This window comes from Bacteroidota bacterium, from assembly GCA_016715425.1.
GTDB lineage: Bacteria > Bacteroidota > Bacteroidia > Chitinophagales > BACL12 > JADKAC01.
This window is the reverse complement of record JADKAC010000008.1, coordinates 339,001-354,795: the sequence shown is the minus strand read 5'-3', so window position 1 is coordinate 354,795 and position 15,795 is coordinate 339,001. Positions and strand designations below refer to the sequence as shown.

Annotated in this window: 13 protein-coding genes; 9 read left to right on the top strand and 4 right to left on the bottom strand. The window is 35.1% G+C overall.

Annotation, left to right across the window (positions count from 1 at the left end; all coding sequences use genetic code 11):
• Positions 1 to 34 precede the first annotated feature (34 nt).
• Positions 35 to 1,690 (top strand): NADP-dependent glyceraldehyde-3-phosphate dehydrogenase, encoded by a 1,656-nt coding sequence (locus IPN31_15595; protein ID MBK8683299.1) that lies wholly within the window; start codon positions 35 to 37, stop codon positions 1,688 to 1,690.
• Between the two features lie 76 nt (positions 1,691 to 1,766).
• Here the strand turns inward: IPN31_15595 and IPN31_15590 are convergent, their stop codons facing one another.
• Complete coding sequence (locus IPN31_15590; GenBank protein ID MBK8683298.1) at positions 1,767 to 2,663, bottom strand: transporter; 897 nt, start codon at positions 2,661 to 2,663, stop codon at positions 1,767 to 1,769.
• 236 nt (positions 2,664 to 2,899) lie between these two features.
• Between IPN31_15590 and malQ the strand changes: the two genes are divergently transcribed.
• Both malQ and IPN31_15580 read left to right on the top strand, forming a co-directional pair.
• A complete protein-coding gene (gene malQ, locus IPN31_15585) occupies positions 2,900 to 4,396 on the top strand; it encodes a 4-alpha-glucanotransferase (GenBank protein MBK8683297.1) in 1,497 nt (498 codons plus the stop codon).
• 40 nt (positions 4,397 to 4,436) lie between these two features.
• On the top strand, positions 4,437 to 5,618 hold the full coding sequence (locus tag IPN31_15580) for an amidohydrolase family protein (protein MBK8683296.1): 1,182 nt from the start codon (positions 4,437 to 4,439) through the stop codon (positions 5,616 to 5,618).
• Between the two features lie 318 nt (positions 5,619 to 5,936).
• Here the strand turns inward: IPN31_15580 and glmS are convergent, their stop codons facing one another.
• From glmS to IPN31_15565, 3 genes are read right to left on the bottom strand one after another with little or no spacing between them, the layout of a single operon-like run.
• Entirely contained in the window at positions 5,937 to 7,772 is a 1,836-nt protein-coding gene (gene glmS, locus IPN31_15575) for a glutamine--fructose-6-phosphate transaminase (isomerizing) (GenBank protein MBK8683295.1), read from the bottom strand.
• Between the two features lie 32 nt (positions 7,773 to 7,804).
• A complete protein-coding gene (locus IPN31_15570) occupies positions 7,805 to 9,169 on the bottom strand; it encodes a DUF4270 domain-containing protein (protein MBK8683294.1) in 1,365 nt (454 codons plus the stop codon).
• Positions 9,170 to 9,207: 38 nt separating this feature from the next.
• Entirely contained in the window at positions 9,208 to 10,011 is an 804-nt protein-coding gene (locus IPN31_15565; GenBank protein ID MBK8683293.1) for a glycogen/starch synthase, read from the bottom strand.
• Positions 10,012 to 10,140: 129 nt separating this feature from the next.
• On the opposite strand from IPN31_15565, the gene IPN31_15560 reads away from it, so the two are divergent.
• The 6 genes from IPN31_15560 to IPN31_15535 are packed head-to-tail and all read left to right on the top strand — an operon-like array spanning position 10,141 to position 15,764.
• On the top strand, positions 10,141 to 10,995 hold the full coding sequence (locus IPN31_15560) for a pantoate--beta-alanine ligase (GenBank protein MBK8683292.1): 855 nt from the start codon (positions 10,141 to 10,143) through the stop codon (positions 10,993 to 10,995).
• Between the two features lie 16 nt (positions 10,996 to 11,011).
• Positions 11,012 to 11,365: an aspartate 1-decarboxylase gene (locus IPN31_15555; protein MBK8683291.1), complete on the top strand. Its 354-nt coding sequence runs from the start codon at positions 11,012 to 11,014 to the stop codon at positions 11,363 to 11,365.
• Positions 11,365 to 12,399 carry a flippase-like domain-containing protein gene (locus IPN31_15550; GenBank protein ID MBK8683290.1) on the top strand — a complete coding sequence of 345 codons (1,035 nt, stop codon included), beginning with the start codon at positions 11,365 to 11,367 and terminating at the stop codon, positions 12,397 to 12,399. The genes IPN31_15555 and IPN31_15550 overlap by 1 nt, the downstream gene beginning before the upstream one ends.
• Positions 12,374 to 12,862 carry a D-glycero-beta-D-manno-heptose 1-phosphate adenylyltransferase gene (rfaE2, locus tag IPN31_15545; protein MBK8683289.1) on the top strand — a complete coding sequence of 163 codons (489 nt, stop codon included), beginning with the start codon at positions 12,374 to 12,376 and terminating at the stop codon, positions 12,860 to 12,862. Before IPN31_15550 ends, rfaE2 begins: the two co-directional genes overlap by 26 nt.
• A 28-nt stretch (positions 12,863 to 12,890) precedes the next feature.
• A complete protein-coding gene (locus IPN31_15540; protein ID MBK8683288.1) occupies positions 12,891 to 14,030 on the top strand; it encodes an acyl-CoA dehydrogenase in 1,140 nt (379 codons plus the stop codon).
• Between the two features lie 18 nt (positions 14,031 to 14,048).
• Complete coding sequence (locus IPN31_15535) at positions 14,049 to 15,764, top strand: glycosyltransferase family 39 protein (GenBank protein MBK8683287.1); 1,716 nt, start codon at positions 14,049 to 14,051, stop codon at positions 15,762 to 15,764.
• Positions 15,765 to 15,795: the final 31 nt, after the last annotated feature.

The window sequence follows — 15,795 nt, the reverse complement described above, 5'->3', positions numbered from 1 at the left end:
TTACATGTTATCAAAACAGTAAACATAAAATAATATGGCTATCAAAGAATTGAATAAAGAATTGCCTGCAACAGAGAATGTTTGGCTTGAAATATTTCACGAAGAAAATGCTGTTCCCGAAAATGCAAAAGTGAAATTTCCTATTCATCAAAAGGAATATTTAATAAATGGAGAATTGCGAATTTGGGAAGGTAAGTCAAACACTATTAAATCTCCGGTATATTTTAAAACAAACAAAAGTTATGAAAGAGTAACTATTGGAACTACACCCATGCTAAGTATAGATGCTGCGGTTGAAGCAGTGGATGCGGCTTATCATGCGTATGATTTAGGCAGAGGATTATGGCCAACACTTTCCGTAAAAAAACGAGTGGATAGTATGTTGCGATTTGTAAAAGCGATGGAAACAAAACGTGAAGAAGTAGTGCGGTTGATGATGTGGGAAATTGGAAAAACAAATACGGATTGTGAAAATGAATTTGATCGCACTATAAAATATATTTATGATACACTCGACGAATTAAAGGACATGAATCGCCGCAGTGCTGTTCTGGAAAAAGAGGAAGGTATTTATGCGCAGATACGTCGCAGTCCCATAGGGCCGGTGTTATGCATGGGGCCATTTAATTATCCGTTGAATGAAGCCTTTGCAACACTTATTCCTGCGATACTTATGGGCAACACAGTTGTATTTAAGCCTGCAAAATTAGGAGTGCTTTTAATGCGCCCGATGTTGGAATTATTTAAAGCACATTTTCCAAAAGGTGTAATCAATGTTATCTATGGTGATGGTAAAGAAATTATAGGTCCTATTATGGCAACCGGAAAAATAGATGTGTTTGCTTTTATCGGAACAAGTCGGGTTGCAAATATTATTAAGCAATATCATCCGAAGGCAAACAGATTAAAAAGTGTGTTGGGATTAGAAGCAAAAAATCCTGCTATTATTTTACCCGATGCAGATTTAGATAATGCCGTTAAGGAATGTATTAATGGTTCACTTGCATTTAATGGTCAGCGATGTACGGCATTAAAAATTTTATTTGTGCATGAAACTATTGCGCAGGAATTCAATAACAAATTTGTGGCTGCATTACAACAATTAAAAGCGGGAATGCCCTGGGAAAATGATATAGATATTACGCCATTACCTGAAAGGAATAAACCGGAATATTTAAAAGAATTAGTGGATGATGCATTAGCAAAGGGTGCAAATATTATTAATCCAAATGGTGGCGAACAAGCATTAAGTTTTTTTTATCCCGCTGTATTATTTCCTGTAAATAAAGATATGCGGGTTTGGCATGAAGAACAGTTTGGTCCTGTTGTTCCGATAGCAACTTTTAGAAATATCAATGAACCACTTACTTATATGCAGACATCTCCTTACGGACAACAAGTAAGTGTGTTTGGAAAAGATTCTAATCGTCTTGCAGAATTAATTGATCCATTAGTAAATCAGGTAGGTCGTGTGAATTTAAATTGTAAATGTCAGCGTGGTCCGGATTTATATCCTTTTAATGGAAGAAAAGATTCCGCAGTATCTACGCTAAGTGTGTATGATGCATTGCGTGCATTTTCTATTCGCACAACTGTGGCATTTAAGGATACAGAAAATAACAAACAAATTATTTCAAACATCATCGAAAACAGGAAGAGCAATTTTGTTACGACGGATTATATATTATAACAGGTATTGAAATAGAGCTATGCAAAGTATAATGTAAATATTTAAAGTATGCCGTAGAGGCACGATATATTATTTATTAGAAAAAAATAAACTGATACGACAATCCTATAGAATTATAATTATAACCTGCCACTGAAAAAGCACCTGTATTAAATTGCAGTTTTACTGAATGTTGTGGTGAAAAATTAGTTGACCAAGTAATTCCGACCCGGCTGTTGTTTAATGGGAATTCTGCTGGATAGCCATCAATAGAAGAATCGCCGCCCCAAAACCAATTGCCATTTATACCCAGCCACATGTGATTTTTAAATGTATAATTTCCATGTGCTTGCAAACTGAAAACCGGATTTTGTTCTCTTATTTTTCCTCCATAAAAATTTGGATTATCTGTATAAAACCAAACTCCTGTATATAAATCTATATACACTTTTTTAAATCGTTTACTGGCACCAATCTCTGGTTTAAAACCCCAACGGTTAGTACCGAGATTTACTAATTTGTCAGGAAAATATTGACCAGTTGGTGCAGAGATTACTACGCTAAATCCTACAATTGTTTTCTGTTCATATTTAGAAAATTCCTGGATAGCTAATGCATCGCCTCCAATTATATTCATACCAATCCGCATGCGCAAATCTCCAAATCCGGAACGTGCGCCTGTAGTATCCGCTCCTTGATATACATAGTCGCCATTCATTAAAATCAATGGTGCTCCAATTTGTACTCTTGCAATTTTTCCGGCAATACTAAACGTACGCATGTATCCTGCACTGACATTATGCGAAACAATTTCCAAATCAGAAATCGGAATGGAAGGATCTAAGATTACATTGCCTTTTGTATAAGTATAACCTAATGCAATTGCATTTAATGCCTTTGGTAAATTGGCGTAAGCACGGGGTTCCAATTCCTGTGCAGAGACTGAATGAATAACGATTAAAATATATAATACAATAATGCTGTGCGATTTCATAATAAGAATTAAGCATTTGCAAGTTAATGCACTTAAGATTATCTGCGCATAGTTTATGAAATGAAACAAAAAGAAAAATGCTGATTGTTGTAATCACTAATAAAATGTATTTTACATCAAAGTATCTATCAAAATAACTGAAAATGTTTTAATAAAAAGATAAAGTGTATAAGTATCTCTATCAATCAATTCGCTTTCATTTTTTGTAACTTGCAGCCATAATAATTAACGCAATTATGTCAAGCGAAAGAGCAAGTGGAATTTTACTTCATCCTACATCATTACCCGGTAAATATGGTATTGGCACACTCGGAATGGAAGCAAGAAAGTTTGTTGATTTTTTAGTAAAAGCAAAACAAAAATACTGGCAAATATTACCGCTTGGCCCGACAGGTTATGGTGATTCACCGTATCAATGTTTTTCTTCTAAAGCAGGTAATCCTTTATTAATTGATATGGATCATTTGGTAGAATTGGGATTGTTAGAAGCTGATGATTTACCGATTTCAGGTGCATGGGGAACAGGTCGTGTTGATTTTGGAAAAGTGATTGATGGAAAATATCCTTTGCTGAAAAAAGCAGAACAGAATTTTATAAATCTACATGAACACATATTGAAAAATGAGTTTATACAATTTAAACAACTCAATACTTCATGGTTGGATGACTATGCATTGTTTATGGCATTAAAAGAAAAGTTCGATAATAAACCCTGGAGTGAATGGCCTCAAGAATATAAAATGCGCAATGCAGATGCAATTGCTTCTGCAAAAATTGAATTAAATGAAACAATTGAATTTCATAAATTTATTCAGTGTGTATTTTTTAATGAATGGATGTCATTAAAAAAATATGCAAATGAAAGTGGAATAGAAATAATTGGTGATATACCTATTTATGTTGCAATGGATAGTTCGGATGCATGGACAAATACACATCTGTTTCAATTTGATGTAAATAAAAATCCGATTGCTGTTGGTGGTGTTCCGCCTGATTATTTCAGTGAGACAGGTCAGCTTTGGGGCAATCCATTATTCAATTGGGAAGCAATGGCAAATGATGGATTTGCATGGTGGGTAGATCGCATTCATACAAGCTTGTTTATGTTTGATAAAGTGCGTATTGATCATTTCCGTGGCTTTGCTGCGTATTGGTCAGTGCCGTTTGGAGAAACAACTGCCATTAATGGAAAATGGATTAATGCACCCGGTCAGCATTTATTTGAAACCATTCGCTATCGTCTCGGCGATGTGCCAATTATTGCAGAAGATCTTGGTGTGATTACTCCTGATGTAGAATCATTGCGTGATGGATTTAATTTACCCGGAATGAAGATTTTACAATTTGCTTTTGACAGTGCAGAAGCAAATGATTTTTTACCACATAACTATATTAAAAATTGTGTGGTATATACCGGCACTCATGATAATGAAACGGTAAGAGGTTGGTTTATAAATGCAAAACCGGAGGATAAAAAGTTTGCATTGGAATATATAAATGGCACAGTAAAAGGAATTCATTGGGATATGATTCGTGCTGCATGGAGTAGTGTTGCGGATACGGCAATTGCCCCGATGCAGGATTTTCTTGCAGCAGGCTCAAGTGGCAGAATGAATTTACCGGGAACTACAAAAGATAACTGGCAATGGCGCATGAAAAATAGTGATTTTAAAGAGGCATTGGCAAAAAAAATTGCAGCTATTACATTGTTGTATTCAAGAGATGTAAAATGAGAATTGCAAGATGTAATGATTGCTTTACGTTTAATATGTTATGCGCAAATTAACCGCCGATATTATTTTCCCAATTACTTCTGCTCCGGTGAAAGATGCCGTGTTATTAATCAGTGATGAAAATAAAATTATAAGTATTGAACCTCGCAGTAATTTTTTAGATTCTGAATTAGAAATTTTTAAAGGCGCATTAATTCCGGGTTTTATAAATACACATTGTCATCTCGAACTATCACATTTAAGAAATCAATTTGCGCAAAAAACAGGCTTGCCTGTATTTCTTGAAAATGTAACTCATAAAAGAGAAAGTACGGATGAAGAAATATTTTCTGCTATCATAATTGCAGAAGATGAGATGATTAAAAATGGTATTGTTGCAGTGGCTGATATTTGCAATACATCACATACATTTCAGCAAAAAGCAAAACGCAATTTACACTATCATACTTTTATTGAGTTGATTGGTTTTAATCCGCAAAGTGCTTCTGCTGTTATGGATAAGGGTAACAGATTATTAACGGAGGCACATAGTTTTGGATTGCATGCTTCCTTTGCTCCGCATGCGCCTTATTCAGTTTCAGAGAGGTTAATAGAAAGAATCAGTAACCACAATTTTGAGAATAATTCTCCCACGAGTTTTCATATGTTAGAAAGCAATGATGAAAATGAATTGTATGTGCAGGGTACAGGTTTGTATCGCAAATTATATCGTGATTTGAAAATTGATATTTCTTTTTTTAAACCAAGCGGCAAAACAAGTTTAGAAACATTACTTCCTTATTTTAATCCTGAAGTAAATACATTGATGGTGCATAATACAATTGCCACACCCTGGGATTTATTATATGCAGAAGAATTACATCCCAATTTATTTTGGTGTTTATGTCCCAATGCAAATATGTTTATTGAAGATCGTCTTCCGGATATTTTAACCTTGCGCAATCAAGCACAATATTTTACAATTGGAACAGATAGTTTGGCTTCCAATTTATCATTGGATATTTTATCAGAATTACAACTTCTTCAAAAACATTTTCCTTCATTACAAACCAATGAACTTTTGCGTTGGGCAACTTTATACGGTGCTAAATTTTTAAATATTGATAATGAATTTGGCTCCTTTGACACAGGCAAAAATCCGGGTGTTGTTTTACTGAAAAATTTTAATACCGATACAATGCTGTTAGAAGGAAGTTCTGTTCATTTGACAGTTGACAATTGACAGTTGACAATGACTGCTGACTTAGACAATTGACTTAGACTGTTGACTTAGACCATTGACTTAGAACTTATCTATGATTAACTGGCTATTAGCTGTTAGCTTTTGGCTGTTGGCGAAAAAATGTTTCGGGTTTCGGGTTTCGAGTTGAAAAAAGCTCATCACTGATTAACTGGTTATTGGCGATTAGCTGTTGGCTTTTGGCGAAAAAATGTTTCGAGTTTCGGGTTGATAAAAACTCATTACTCATTACTGATCACTCATTTTTCTCACTACTCACTACTCACCATTCACCATTCACTACTCACCATTCACCATCCACTACTCCACCGTAACACTTTTTGCAAGATTTCTTGGTTGGTCTACATTGCAACCTCTCATTAAAGCAATATGATAAGCTAATAATTGTAATGGAATAACTGAGAGCAAAGGAGTAAGTGCTTCTTCCGTATCCGGAATTTTTATAACATGATCAGCAAGGCCATACATTACTTCATCATGCTCGGATACAATTGCGATTACTTGTCCTTTACGTGCCTTCACTTCCTGTACATTACTTACAATTTTTTCATAAGCACTTTTATTTGTTGCGACAACAACTACAGGCATATTTTTATCAATCAAAGCAATAGGTCCGTGTTTCATTTCAGCAGCAGGATATCCTTCGGCATGTATGTATGAAATCTCTTTTAATTTCAAGGCACCCTCTAACGCAACAGGGAAATTATATCCCCGACCGAGATATAAAAAATTAGTTACGTCTTTATATTTTTCAGCTATCTGATAAATGAATTCATCAGTTTTTAAAACCTCTGCAACTTTCTCAGGAATTTTTGTCAACTCAATTGCAATTGCCTGATATCTTGATTCAGTTATTGTACCTTTTTTACGACCAATAGATAAAGCCATCATTGTAAGCACTGTTACTTGTGCGGTAAATGCTTTAGTGGATGCAACACCAATTTCAGGACCTGCATGTGTATAGCTTCCGCCATGTGTTGCTCTTGCAATTGATGAACCTACAACATTACAAATTCCTAATACTGTAGCACCTTTTGATTTTGCCAATTCAATTGCTGCTAATGTATCTGCAGTTTCCCCACTTTGTGAAATAGCAAGCACAATATCTTCTTCATTTAATACAGGATTGCGATAACGAAATTCAGATGCGTATTCTACTTCCACAGGAATACGTGCGAGATCTTCAAATAAATATTCACCTACTAATCCTGCATGCCATGACGTGCCGCATGCAATTATTATAATGCGTTTGGCATTCACTATTTTATTTTCGTATTCAATGATTCCACCCAGAATAATTCTGTTGCCTTCACCTAAACGTCCACGCATGGAATCTTTAATGGAGTTCGGCTGCTCATTAATTTCTTTCAGCATGTAATGCTCATAACCGCCTTTCTCTAACAAGTCGAGTTGCATTTGCAATTCTTGTATATAGGGAGTCTGTTCTTCATTGTGCAATGTTTTAATAACCAGCTCACCATTGCGATGTACAATTGCTATTTCTTCATCATTGAGATAAACTACATTGCGTGTATATTCAATTAATGGCGTAGCATCAGAAGCAAGAAAAAATTCGTCTTTCCCAATTCCTACAACAAGTGGAGAACTTTTGCGGGCTGCAATTAATTTATCGGGTTCTTCTTCACTAATCACCACAATGGCATAAGCACCAATTACCTGATTCAATGCAATGCGCACTGCTTCTTCCAATTCCACTTTTTCTTTTTGCTGGATATCTTCTATTAAATGAATCAGCACTTCGGTATCAGTATCGCTTTCGAAAATATGACCACGTTTCAACAACTCTGCTTTTAAGGATGCATAATTTTCAATTATGCCATTATGAATAATTGCAAGCTTCTGTCCGTTGGACATATGCGGATGTGCATTACGAGTATTAGGTTCACCATGAGTGGCCCAACGAGTGTGACCAATTCCAATAGTACCTTTTACATTTTTACCATCTGTGAGTGCTTCCAAATCACTTACTTTTCCCGGACATTTATAAATACGCATGTCGCCATTTAATAATGCAACACCTGCGGAATCATATCCCCGATATTCTAAGCGATGTAAGCCTTTAATGATTATGGGAAATGCTTCCCTTTTTCCGATATAGCCAACTATACCACACATAAAAAAATTGATTTAAGTATGATTAAAAAAAATTATTCAGCCACGTTTGTGTATGTAATCGAGAGGTATGGTTTTAAGTTCTCATTGCTGTGACCGCTTCCTCCCAAAATTACAGAATTGGGTATTCGGTATCCGGGAAAAACAATCAACATAAAACCATTATTTGGCAAGTCGCCCTGTATTACTTTCTGAAAGTGCCGGGTTAAATTGAATTTATAAGTCATAACCGGTTGACCAAATGCATCAACACCACTTAACAGATTCCCACCGTAATCATAAGTAATTCCTGAAAAAAAGATATCTTGATCTACTACTGAAATAAAAGTTTCAGTGGCATAATCTCTATAGATAAATTGATTTTTTTTCAAGGAGTCTGATGTAATAAACATCAACTCATTAGGTGGTGGAAAAATAGAATCCACAGGTCGGGCAAGTGTAAATGTTATCTCCGCTTTATTAATTGCCACACCTTCCAGATTCTTTAAATACGGAATTTGAATGTATGCTTTCAACCCGGTTAATCCCTGCACATATAATAAACTGTCACCCGTTTCATAATTAGGATTTGTTAATGGCAGAAATGCATTACTGCCCATATAATTATGGGTGAAGGTATTTACTTTAGGACCGAGAATGGGAAACAAAACAGTGAGAGAATCTGCCAAATCATTATGATAGTAAACCGCCATTCCCGATAATGAAGAATACAAATTGAGCAGCATCACATTGTTTTTGAATCCGGATAATGTATCGGTTTCTATATATAATCCTTTCAGGAAATTAGTAAATAAAGTATCGTTTAAAAATTTAGTGGTATCGGCAGGATTTAAAAATTCCTGAACAAATGCATCATTCATTTTAATACGCAATGCAGGTGCTGCTTTTTTACCATACACAATTGTGCTGTCCTTTGGCTTGGGAATGAAATTACTTTTCTTACCAATACTTACAGGCAGATAATGAAATTTTGCATCGCTGAAATAGGGGATAGTGGTAATAAAACGATCCACCATTTTATAGACACTTACTGTTTGTGTTGAAGTAGAGTCCCCATAAAAACCACCATAATTTAAAATGAGTACAATGGAATCAACTGCAGCATTCGGACCCAGATATAAATTGTTTGTAGGCAGATTTACCTGTGTATAAATACCGGCGGATGATTTACCGAAATCTGTATTGTTTACACTTCCCAAAGCATAAAATACATTGAAGCTGGTAATGGCGGAATCATCAGGAAGAATGGTAGTAATTATTGTAAAAGTATCCTGACGCTGCGAGTGTAATTGATCGTAAGGAGGTATTAAATCCTCTCCCAACATTGTGGGTCGCTTACAACTTTGACTTATAAGTATTGAAACTGTGAGAACAACAATAAGCCAACATTTATTTTTCATCTTCCAGATATCGGAATTAATTTAAAATTATTGCCGGCTTACAGTCCATTATAAAATGCCGCATACTTTTCAAGGTAATCTTCTCCGCCTTCATAATCCAAAACAGGTTTGTCTAAACCCTTTAAATATTTTAGAATGTCCTTGTCCAACTCATTGCTTCCGGCAATTACAGCATCAGCAAAAGCAGCTCCGCCTTTATTAATACCTGAATTTTTTAAGTCTTTAAATTCATCCAAATGTTCTTTGGTTACGGCTTCAGAAATAGGCGCTTTATCAAAAAAAGATTTTGACAATTTATCTTCAAAGGCATTTTTATATACGCTGTAAACAATCTTCGCATTTTGCAACACAGGTTCATTTTTATAAACTGTTTTCAGATAAAGGGGAATTAAACTTGTCATCCATCCGTGGCAATGAATAATGTCAGGTGCCCATTGAAATTTCTTCACTGTTTCTAATGCAGCTTTACAGAAAAACACCATACGCTCTGCATTGTCCTCATAAAAAGCTTCATTTTCATCATGGAAAACATACTTACGCTTAAATAAATCATCGTTATCCAGGAAATAAACCTGAATACGGGAACCCGGCAAGGAGGCTACTTTTATGATTAATGGGTAGTCGTCTTCTTTAATAATGATATTCATACCGCTAAGGCGAACTACCTCATGAAGTCTGTGGCGGCGCTCGTTAATAGTGCCGTAACGTGGCATAAGAATACGCAGTTCATTACCATGATTTTGCATGTATTGTGGCAATTCATTCACTAATTCACTCATCTCCGTGCCGTTCAGATAAGGTGTAAGTTCTTGAGTAATTATCAATATCCGCTTATTATCCATACTTATTTTTGCTGCTTTTTGAAAGGAGGTTAAATTCTTTTCAGAATTTTAATTTTGAAGCGCAAAGTTACATAATATCGTTTATAACTTAATTATACAAATGAATCTTGAAACCTTGAACCATCATTTATGAAGCTGTTTTTACACCAATCTGATCTTAAAAAATACCTGCATTCTGTAAAGAAGCAAGGGCATTCCATTGGTTTTGTTCCTACTATGGGAGCTCTGCATGCCGGTCATATTTCATTGATTCAACAATCGAAAACAACGAATGACCTTACTGTGTGCAGCATTTTTGTTAACCCTACACAGTTTAATGATTCAACTGATCTTGCAAAATATCCTCGCACTACTGAAGCGGATATTTCTATGTTGTTAGCCGCAGAATGTGAGGTGTTGTATTTACCTCAAACCAAAGATGTGTATGGTGATGTGGTGAAAGTGCAAACTCAATTTGATTTTGAAGGATTAGATACCGGATTGGAAGGCAGCAGCCGCCCGGGGCATTTTGCAGGAGTAGCGCAGGTGGTAAAACTGTTATTGGAAATAGTGCAGCCGGATATTTTATATCTGGGTCAAAAGGATTATCAGCAATGGGCAATTATCAACAAAATGAATTCACTTTTAAATCTTTCTGTACAAGTAGTTCGCTGCCCGATTTATAGAGAGGAAAATGGCTTGGCAATGAGTTCCAGAAATGCAAGATTAAGTGTGGAAGCAAGAAATACTGCGGGAATTATTTATACCACTTTGCAATGGGCCATATCAAAACTTGCGGAAATGAAATTTGATACGATAGAAATGGAAGCAAGAAAAAAGATAGATGCAAACGCTGATTTTAAAACAGATTATTTTAAAATTTTAAATGCAGAAAATCTCAAACCTATGGTGAAGTATAATGAACAGAATGCATTTGTAATCGTTACCGCAGTTGTAGTAGAAGGAATCAGATTATTGGATAACGTAGTAAAGGAAACTACTTAAAACTTACCTTTGCACCATGCAAATTGAAATGCTGAAAAGCAAATTACACCGTGTAACTGTTACTGAGTCAAACTTGAATTATGTCGGGAGCATAACTATTGATGAAGATTTGATGGATGCTGCCGATATGTTGGAATATGAAAAAGTACAAGTTCTAGATATTAACAATGGCTCACGGTTAGAAACATATATCATTAAGGGCGAAAGAGGTTCGGGTCAAATTTGTCTGAACGGTCCTGCAGCACACCTTGTAAAGCCCGGACATATCATTATTGTATGTGCATATGCATCTATGACAATGGCTGAAGCAAAAAATCATAAACCACTATTAGTATTTCCGGATACTGTTACCAATACACTTATTCGATAGTGGCAAAAAAAATTCTGACAAACATTTTTAAGTTCGGTTTTTTCCTGAGCATTGGTTTGTTATTGATATGGCTCATCACTAAAGATTTAACTGAACAAGATCGTCGGGATATCAGCGATTCTTTTCGCAATGCAAATTATTGGTGGGTGGCAATTTCAATTGTTGTGGGAATTGTAAGTCATATTGTTCGTGCCCTTCGCTGGCAAATGATGATAAGACCATTGGGTTATGAAACACGATTTAGGGTAACATTCAGTGCTGTGATGATTGCATACTTATCAAATCTTGCACTGCCGAGATTAGGTGAAGTAACTCGTTGCGGAATTATGCAACGATATGATAAAGTACCTTTTGATAAAGCATTGGGGACTATTGTTGTGGAAAGGGCAATTGATTTATTATCGCTAATTATTATTACGGTGTTTGCATTAATGTTTCAATTCAAAACTATTTCCGGATTTTTTGATGAAAAAGTAATAACTCCACTTTTTGGAAAATTTTCTTTTACATCTGTTACCATTTTAATTATTGTTGTAATAGTTGCCGCAATATATTTTTTATTCCGTTTTGCAATTAAAAAATGGAAACATACCGCAACCTATTTACGCATTCAATTATTGATGATGAATGTGCGTGATGGAATTTATTCTATTCGTCATCTGAAAAATTTACCACTGTTTATTTTTTATACCATCGCTATGTGGTTTTGTTATTACAGCATGATATGGCTGTGTTTTTATGCATTGCCGGAAACTTCAAATTTTGGAATAAATGAAGGATTGGCAATTCTGGTTTTTGGAACATTAGGTATTATTTCCACGCCCGGAGGCATTGGTGCATATCAATTTATAGTTACAGAATTACTTACTAGTATTTATATGTTAGCAAGGCCAATAGCTTACGCCTTTAGCTGGATTGTTTGGGTTGGGCAAACACTTATGGTGATACTGTTCGGCTTCTTAGCCTTAATACTATTACCTTTGATTGCCCGGGAAAAAGAAATGGAAAATGAAGCAGCAAGTAACACTCAATAAAATTTGTGATCGTCCGCAACTTGAAAAAAAGATAGCACTCTGGCGTTTTTTGAACCGCCGTATTGTATTTACAAATGGATGTTTCGATGTGCTTCATGCCGGTCATACTCACTTATTAAATGCCGCTGCAGATTTATCTCCAAATGCAGCATTAATTATTGGACTAAACAGCGATGATTCCGTCCGCAATTTAAAAGGTGAACGCAGACCAATAAATGCATTTAATGATAGAGCAACTGTACTTGCATCGCTATATGCGGTTGATGCAGTTATTGGCTTTGAAGAAAATACACCGGCACAATTAATTGAATGGATTAAACCAGATATTTTAGTAAAAGGCGGCGACTATCAAGCAGATGAAATTGCAGGTGGAGGATTCGTATTATCTTACGGTGGCAAAGTAGAAATTATTCCATTTTTACATGGATATTCTACAACAGAAATTTTGAGAAAAGAGAAATAATAATTTTTTAAATACTTAAATCAGTACAATGAATTTTGAACTTACAGAAGAACATTTGATGATTCGTCAGGCGGCAAGAGATTTAGCTCAGAATATTTTAAAGCCAGGTGTTATTGATCGTGATCGTGAAATGAAATATCCGACTGAAGGCGTTAAGCAAATGGCAGAACTTGGATTTCTGGGAATGATGGTAGATCCGAAATACAGTGGTGGCGGAATGGATACAATAAGTTATGTATTGGCAATGGAAGAAATTTCAAAAGTGGATAATTCATGCTCTGTAATTATGAGTGTAAATAATTCATTAGTGTGTTGGGGTTTGCAGGAGTTTGGAACGGAGGAACAAAAGCAAAAATATTTACCCGATTTAGCCAGCGGAAAAAAAATTGGTGCATTCTGTTTATCAGAACCGGAAGCAGGTTCTGATGCCACCAGTCAACAAACAACCGCAGAAGATAAGGGTGATTATTATTTAGTAAACGGAACAAAAAATTGGATTACAAATGGCTCGTCAGCATCTATTTATTTAGTAATTGCACAAACACATCCGGAGTTAAAACATAAAGGCATTAATTGCCTGATTATGGAAAGAGGCATGGAAGGTTTTATAGTAGGCGCTAAAGAAGATAAACTCGGAATTCGTGCAAGTGATACACATACTTTAATTTTCAATGATGTGAAAGTGCCAAAGGCAAATCGTATTGGTGAAGATGGCTTCGGATTTAAGTTTGCAATGAAAACTTTAGCCGGTGGCAGAATAGGAATTGCATCACAAGCTTTAGGAATTGCATCCGGTGCTTATGAACTCGCATTAGAATATTCAAAAACACGTAAAGCATTCGGAAAAGAAATAGCCCAACATCAGGCAATACAATTTAAGTTAGCAGATATGGCTACTGACATTGAAGCAGCAAGATTATTAATTTATGAAGCTGCATGGTTAAAAGATCAACATGAAAATTATGATATCGCTTCCAGTATGGCAAAAGTATTTGCAAGTGAAGTGGCAATGAAAACAACAGTTGAAGCAGTACAAATTCATGGTGGTTATGGCTATGTAAAAGAATATCATGTAGAGCGATTAATGCGTGATGCAAAAATTACACAGATATACGAAGGCACCAGTGAAGTGCAGCGTATTGTAATTTCTCGAAGTATATTGAGATAATAATTTCACCGCTTTGCAATGCTATCTTTAACGGCGGTGAAATCTTATTTTTCAAAACAAATATCCAATCCTTTTTTTTATGCAGTATGCGCTGCATTGTTATTTCTACCATTCTTAGGGCATGTACATTTATTTGATTGGGATGAAATAAATTTTGCAGAAATTTCCAGAGAAATGTTGGTACTTGATAATTATTTACAAGTGCATGTACGCTTTTTACCTTTCTGGGAAAAGCCACCTTTATTTTTTTGGTTACAGGCATGCTGTATGCAATTGTTTGGCGTAAATGAATTTGCTGCACGATTGACTAATGCGTTATGTGGAATAATTACTTTGCCTGTTTTATTTTGTATCGGTAAAAAATTATACGATGAAAAATTCGGTTTTTTCTGGGCATTGATTTATGCCGGAACATTGTTGCCGACGCTCTATTTTCAAACAGGAATAATTGATCCGATTTTTAATCTGTTTATGTTTCTGGGTATTTATTTTTTTATACTTTTCACCTGGAAAAAAAAGAATGAAACTAATATTGAGTTAGTGCATTCTGCATTGTATTATTTATTTTTTGCCGGTTTATTTACTGGTCTTGCCATGCTCACTAAAGGTCCTGCTGCATTTATAATTCTTGGGCTTTGTTATTTTGTGTATTGGGTAATTGTAAAGTTTAAATGGTATATCAGTGTACCACAATTTTTATTTTATACACTCATAGCTTTTTCTTTGTCTGCAATCTGGTATGGAATTGAAACTTTAATGCATGGTTCTTATTTTATCACAAAGTTTTTTGAATATAATTTTCGATTATTCAGTACAGAGGAAGCGGGACATGCAGGTTTCCCTGGTTATCATTTTGTGGTGGTATTTCTCGGTTGTTTTCCGGCATCCTTATTTTTATTTAAAGGCTTATTCAAGCAAGAACATGCATTGAGTTATCGCAAAAATTTTAAAACCTGGATGTTGATTTTATTCTGGAGTGTATTGCTATTATTTTCACTTGTCAATACTAAGATTGTACATTATTCTTCGATGACTTATTTCCCATTAACATTTATTGCAGCATTGACATTATATGAAATGTATAAGCAGAAAACTGTTTTACGTAAAGATATTTTTTGGAGTATTCGTATTTTGTCAATTGTAATTGGAGTTGCTTTGATTGCATTGCCAATTATTGGTTTAAATATAGAATGGCTGCAGAATAAAACGCAGGATGTTTTTGCAAAAGCAAATATGAATGCAGAAGTTAGTTGGACAGGTATTGAATCAATTATTGGAGTGTTATTTATTATTTCTGCGTTTGTAGGAACAGCATTAATGCGAAATGGAAATATTATGAAGGGAAGTGTAATATTATTTATTTCAACTGCTATTGTATTTAAGTTGGCAATGATTGTATATGTGCCCAACATTGAAAAATATTCGCAGGGTGCAGCAATAGAATTTTATGAAAGTATAAGCGATGAAGATGTGTATTTACAACCCATAGGGTTTAAAACATACGCACCCTTATTTTATGCAAAACTTCTTCCTCAAAATGCACCCAAGGTTTCTGATTATAGCGATAAAAAACAAGTGGCAGAATGGGAGAAATGGTTATTAAATGGGGCAATAGATAAGCCCGCATATTTTATTACCCGCATTGATAAAAAAAATACATTAGAATCAAATCCAAAACTAAATTTGCTTATGAATAAAAATGGTTTTTTGGTATATAAGCGGATGCCTGAGTAAATACTTTTTTTAAATTACTTTGCACAAAAAA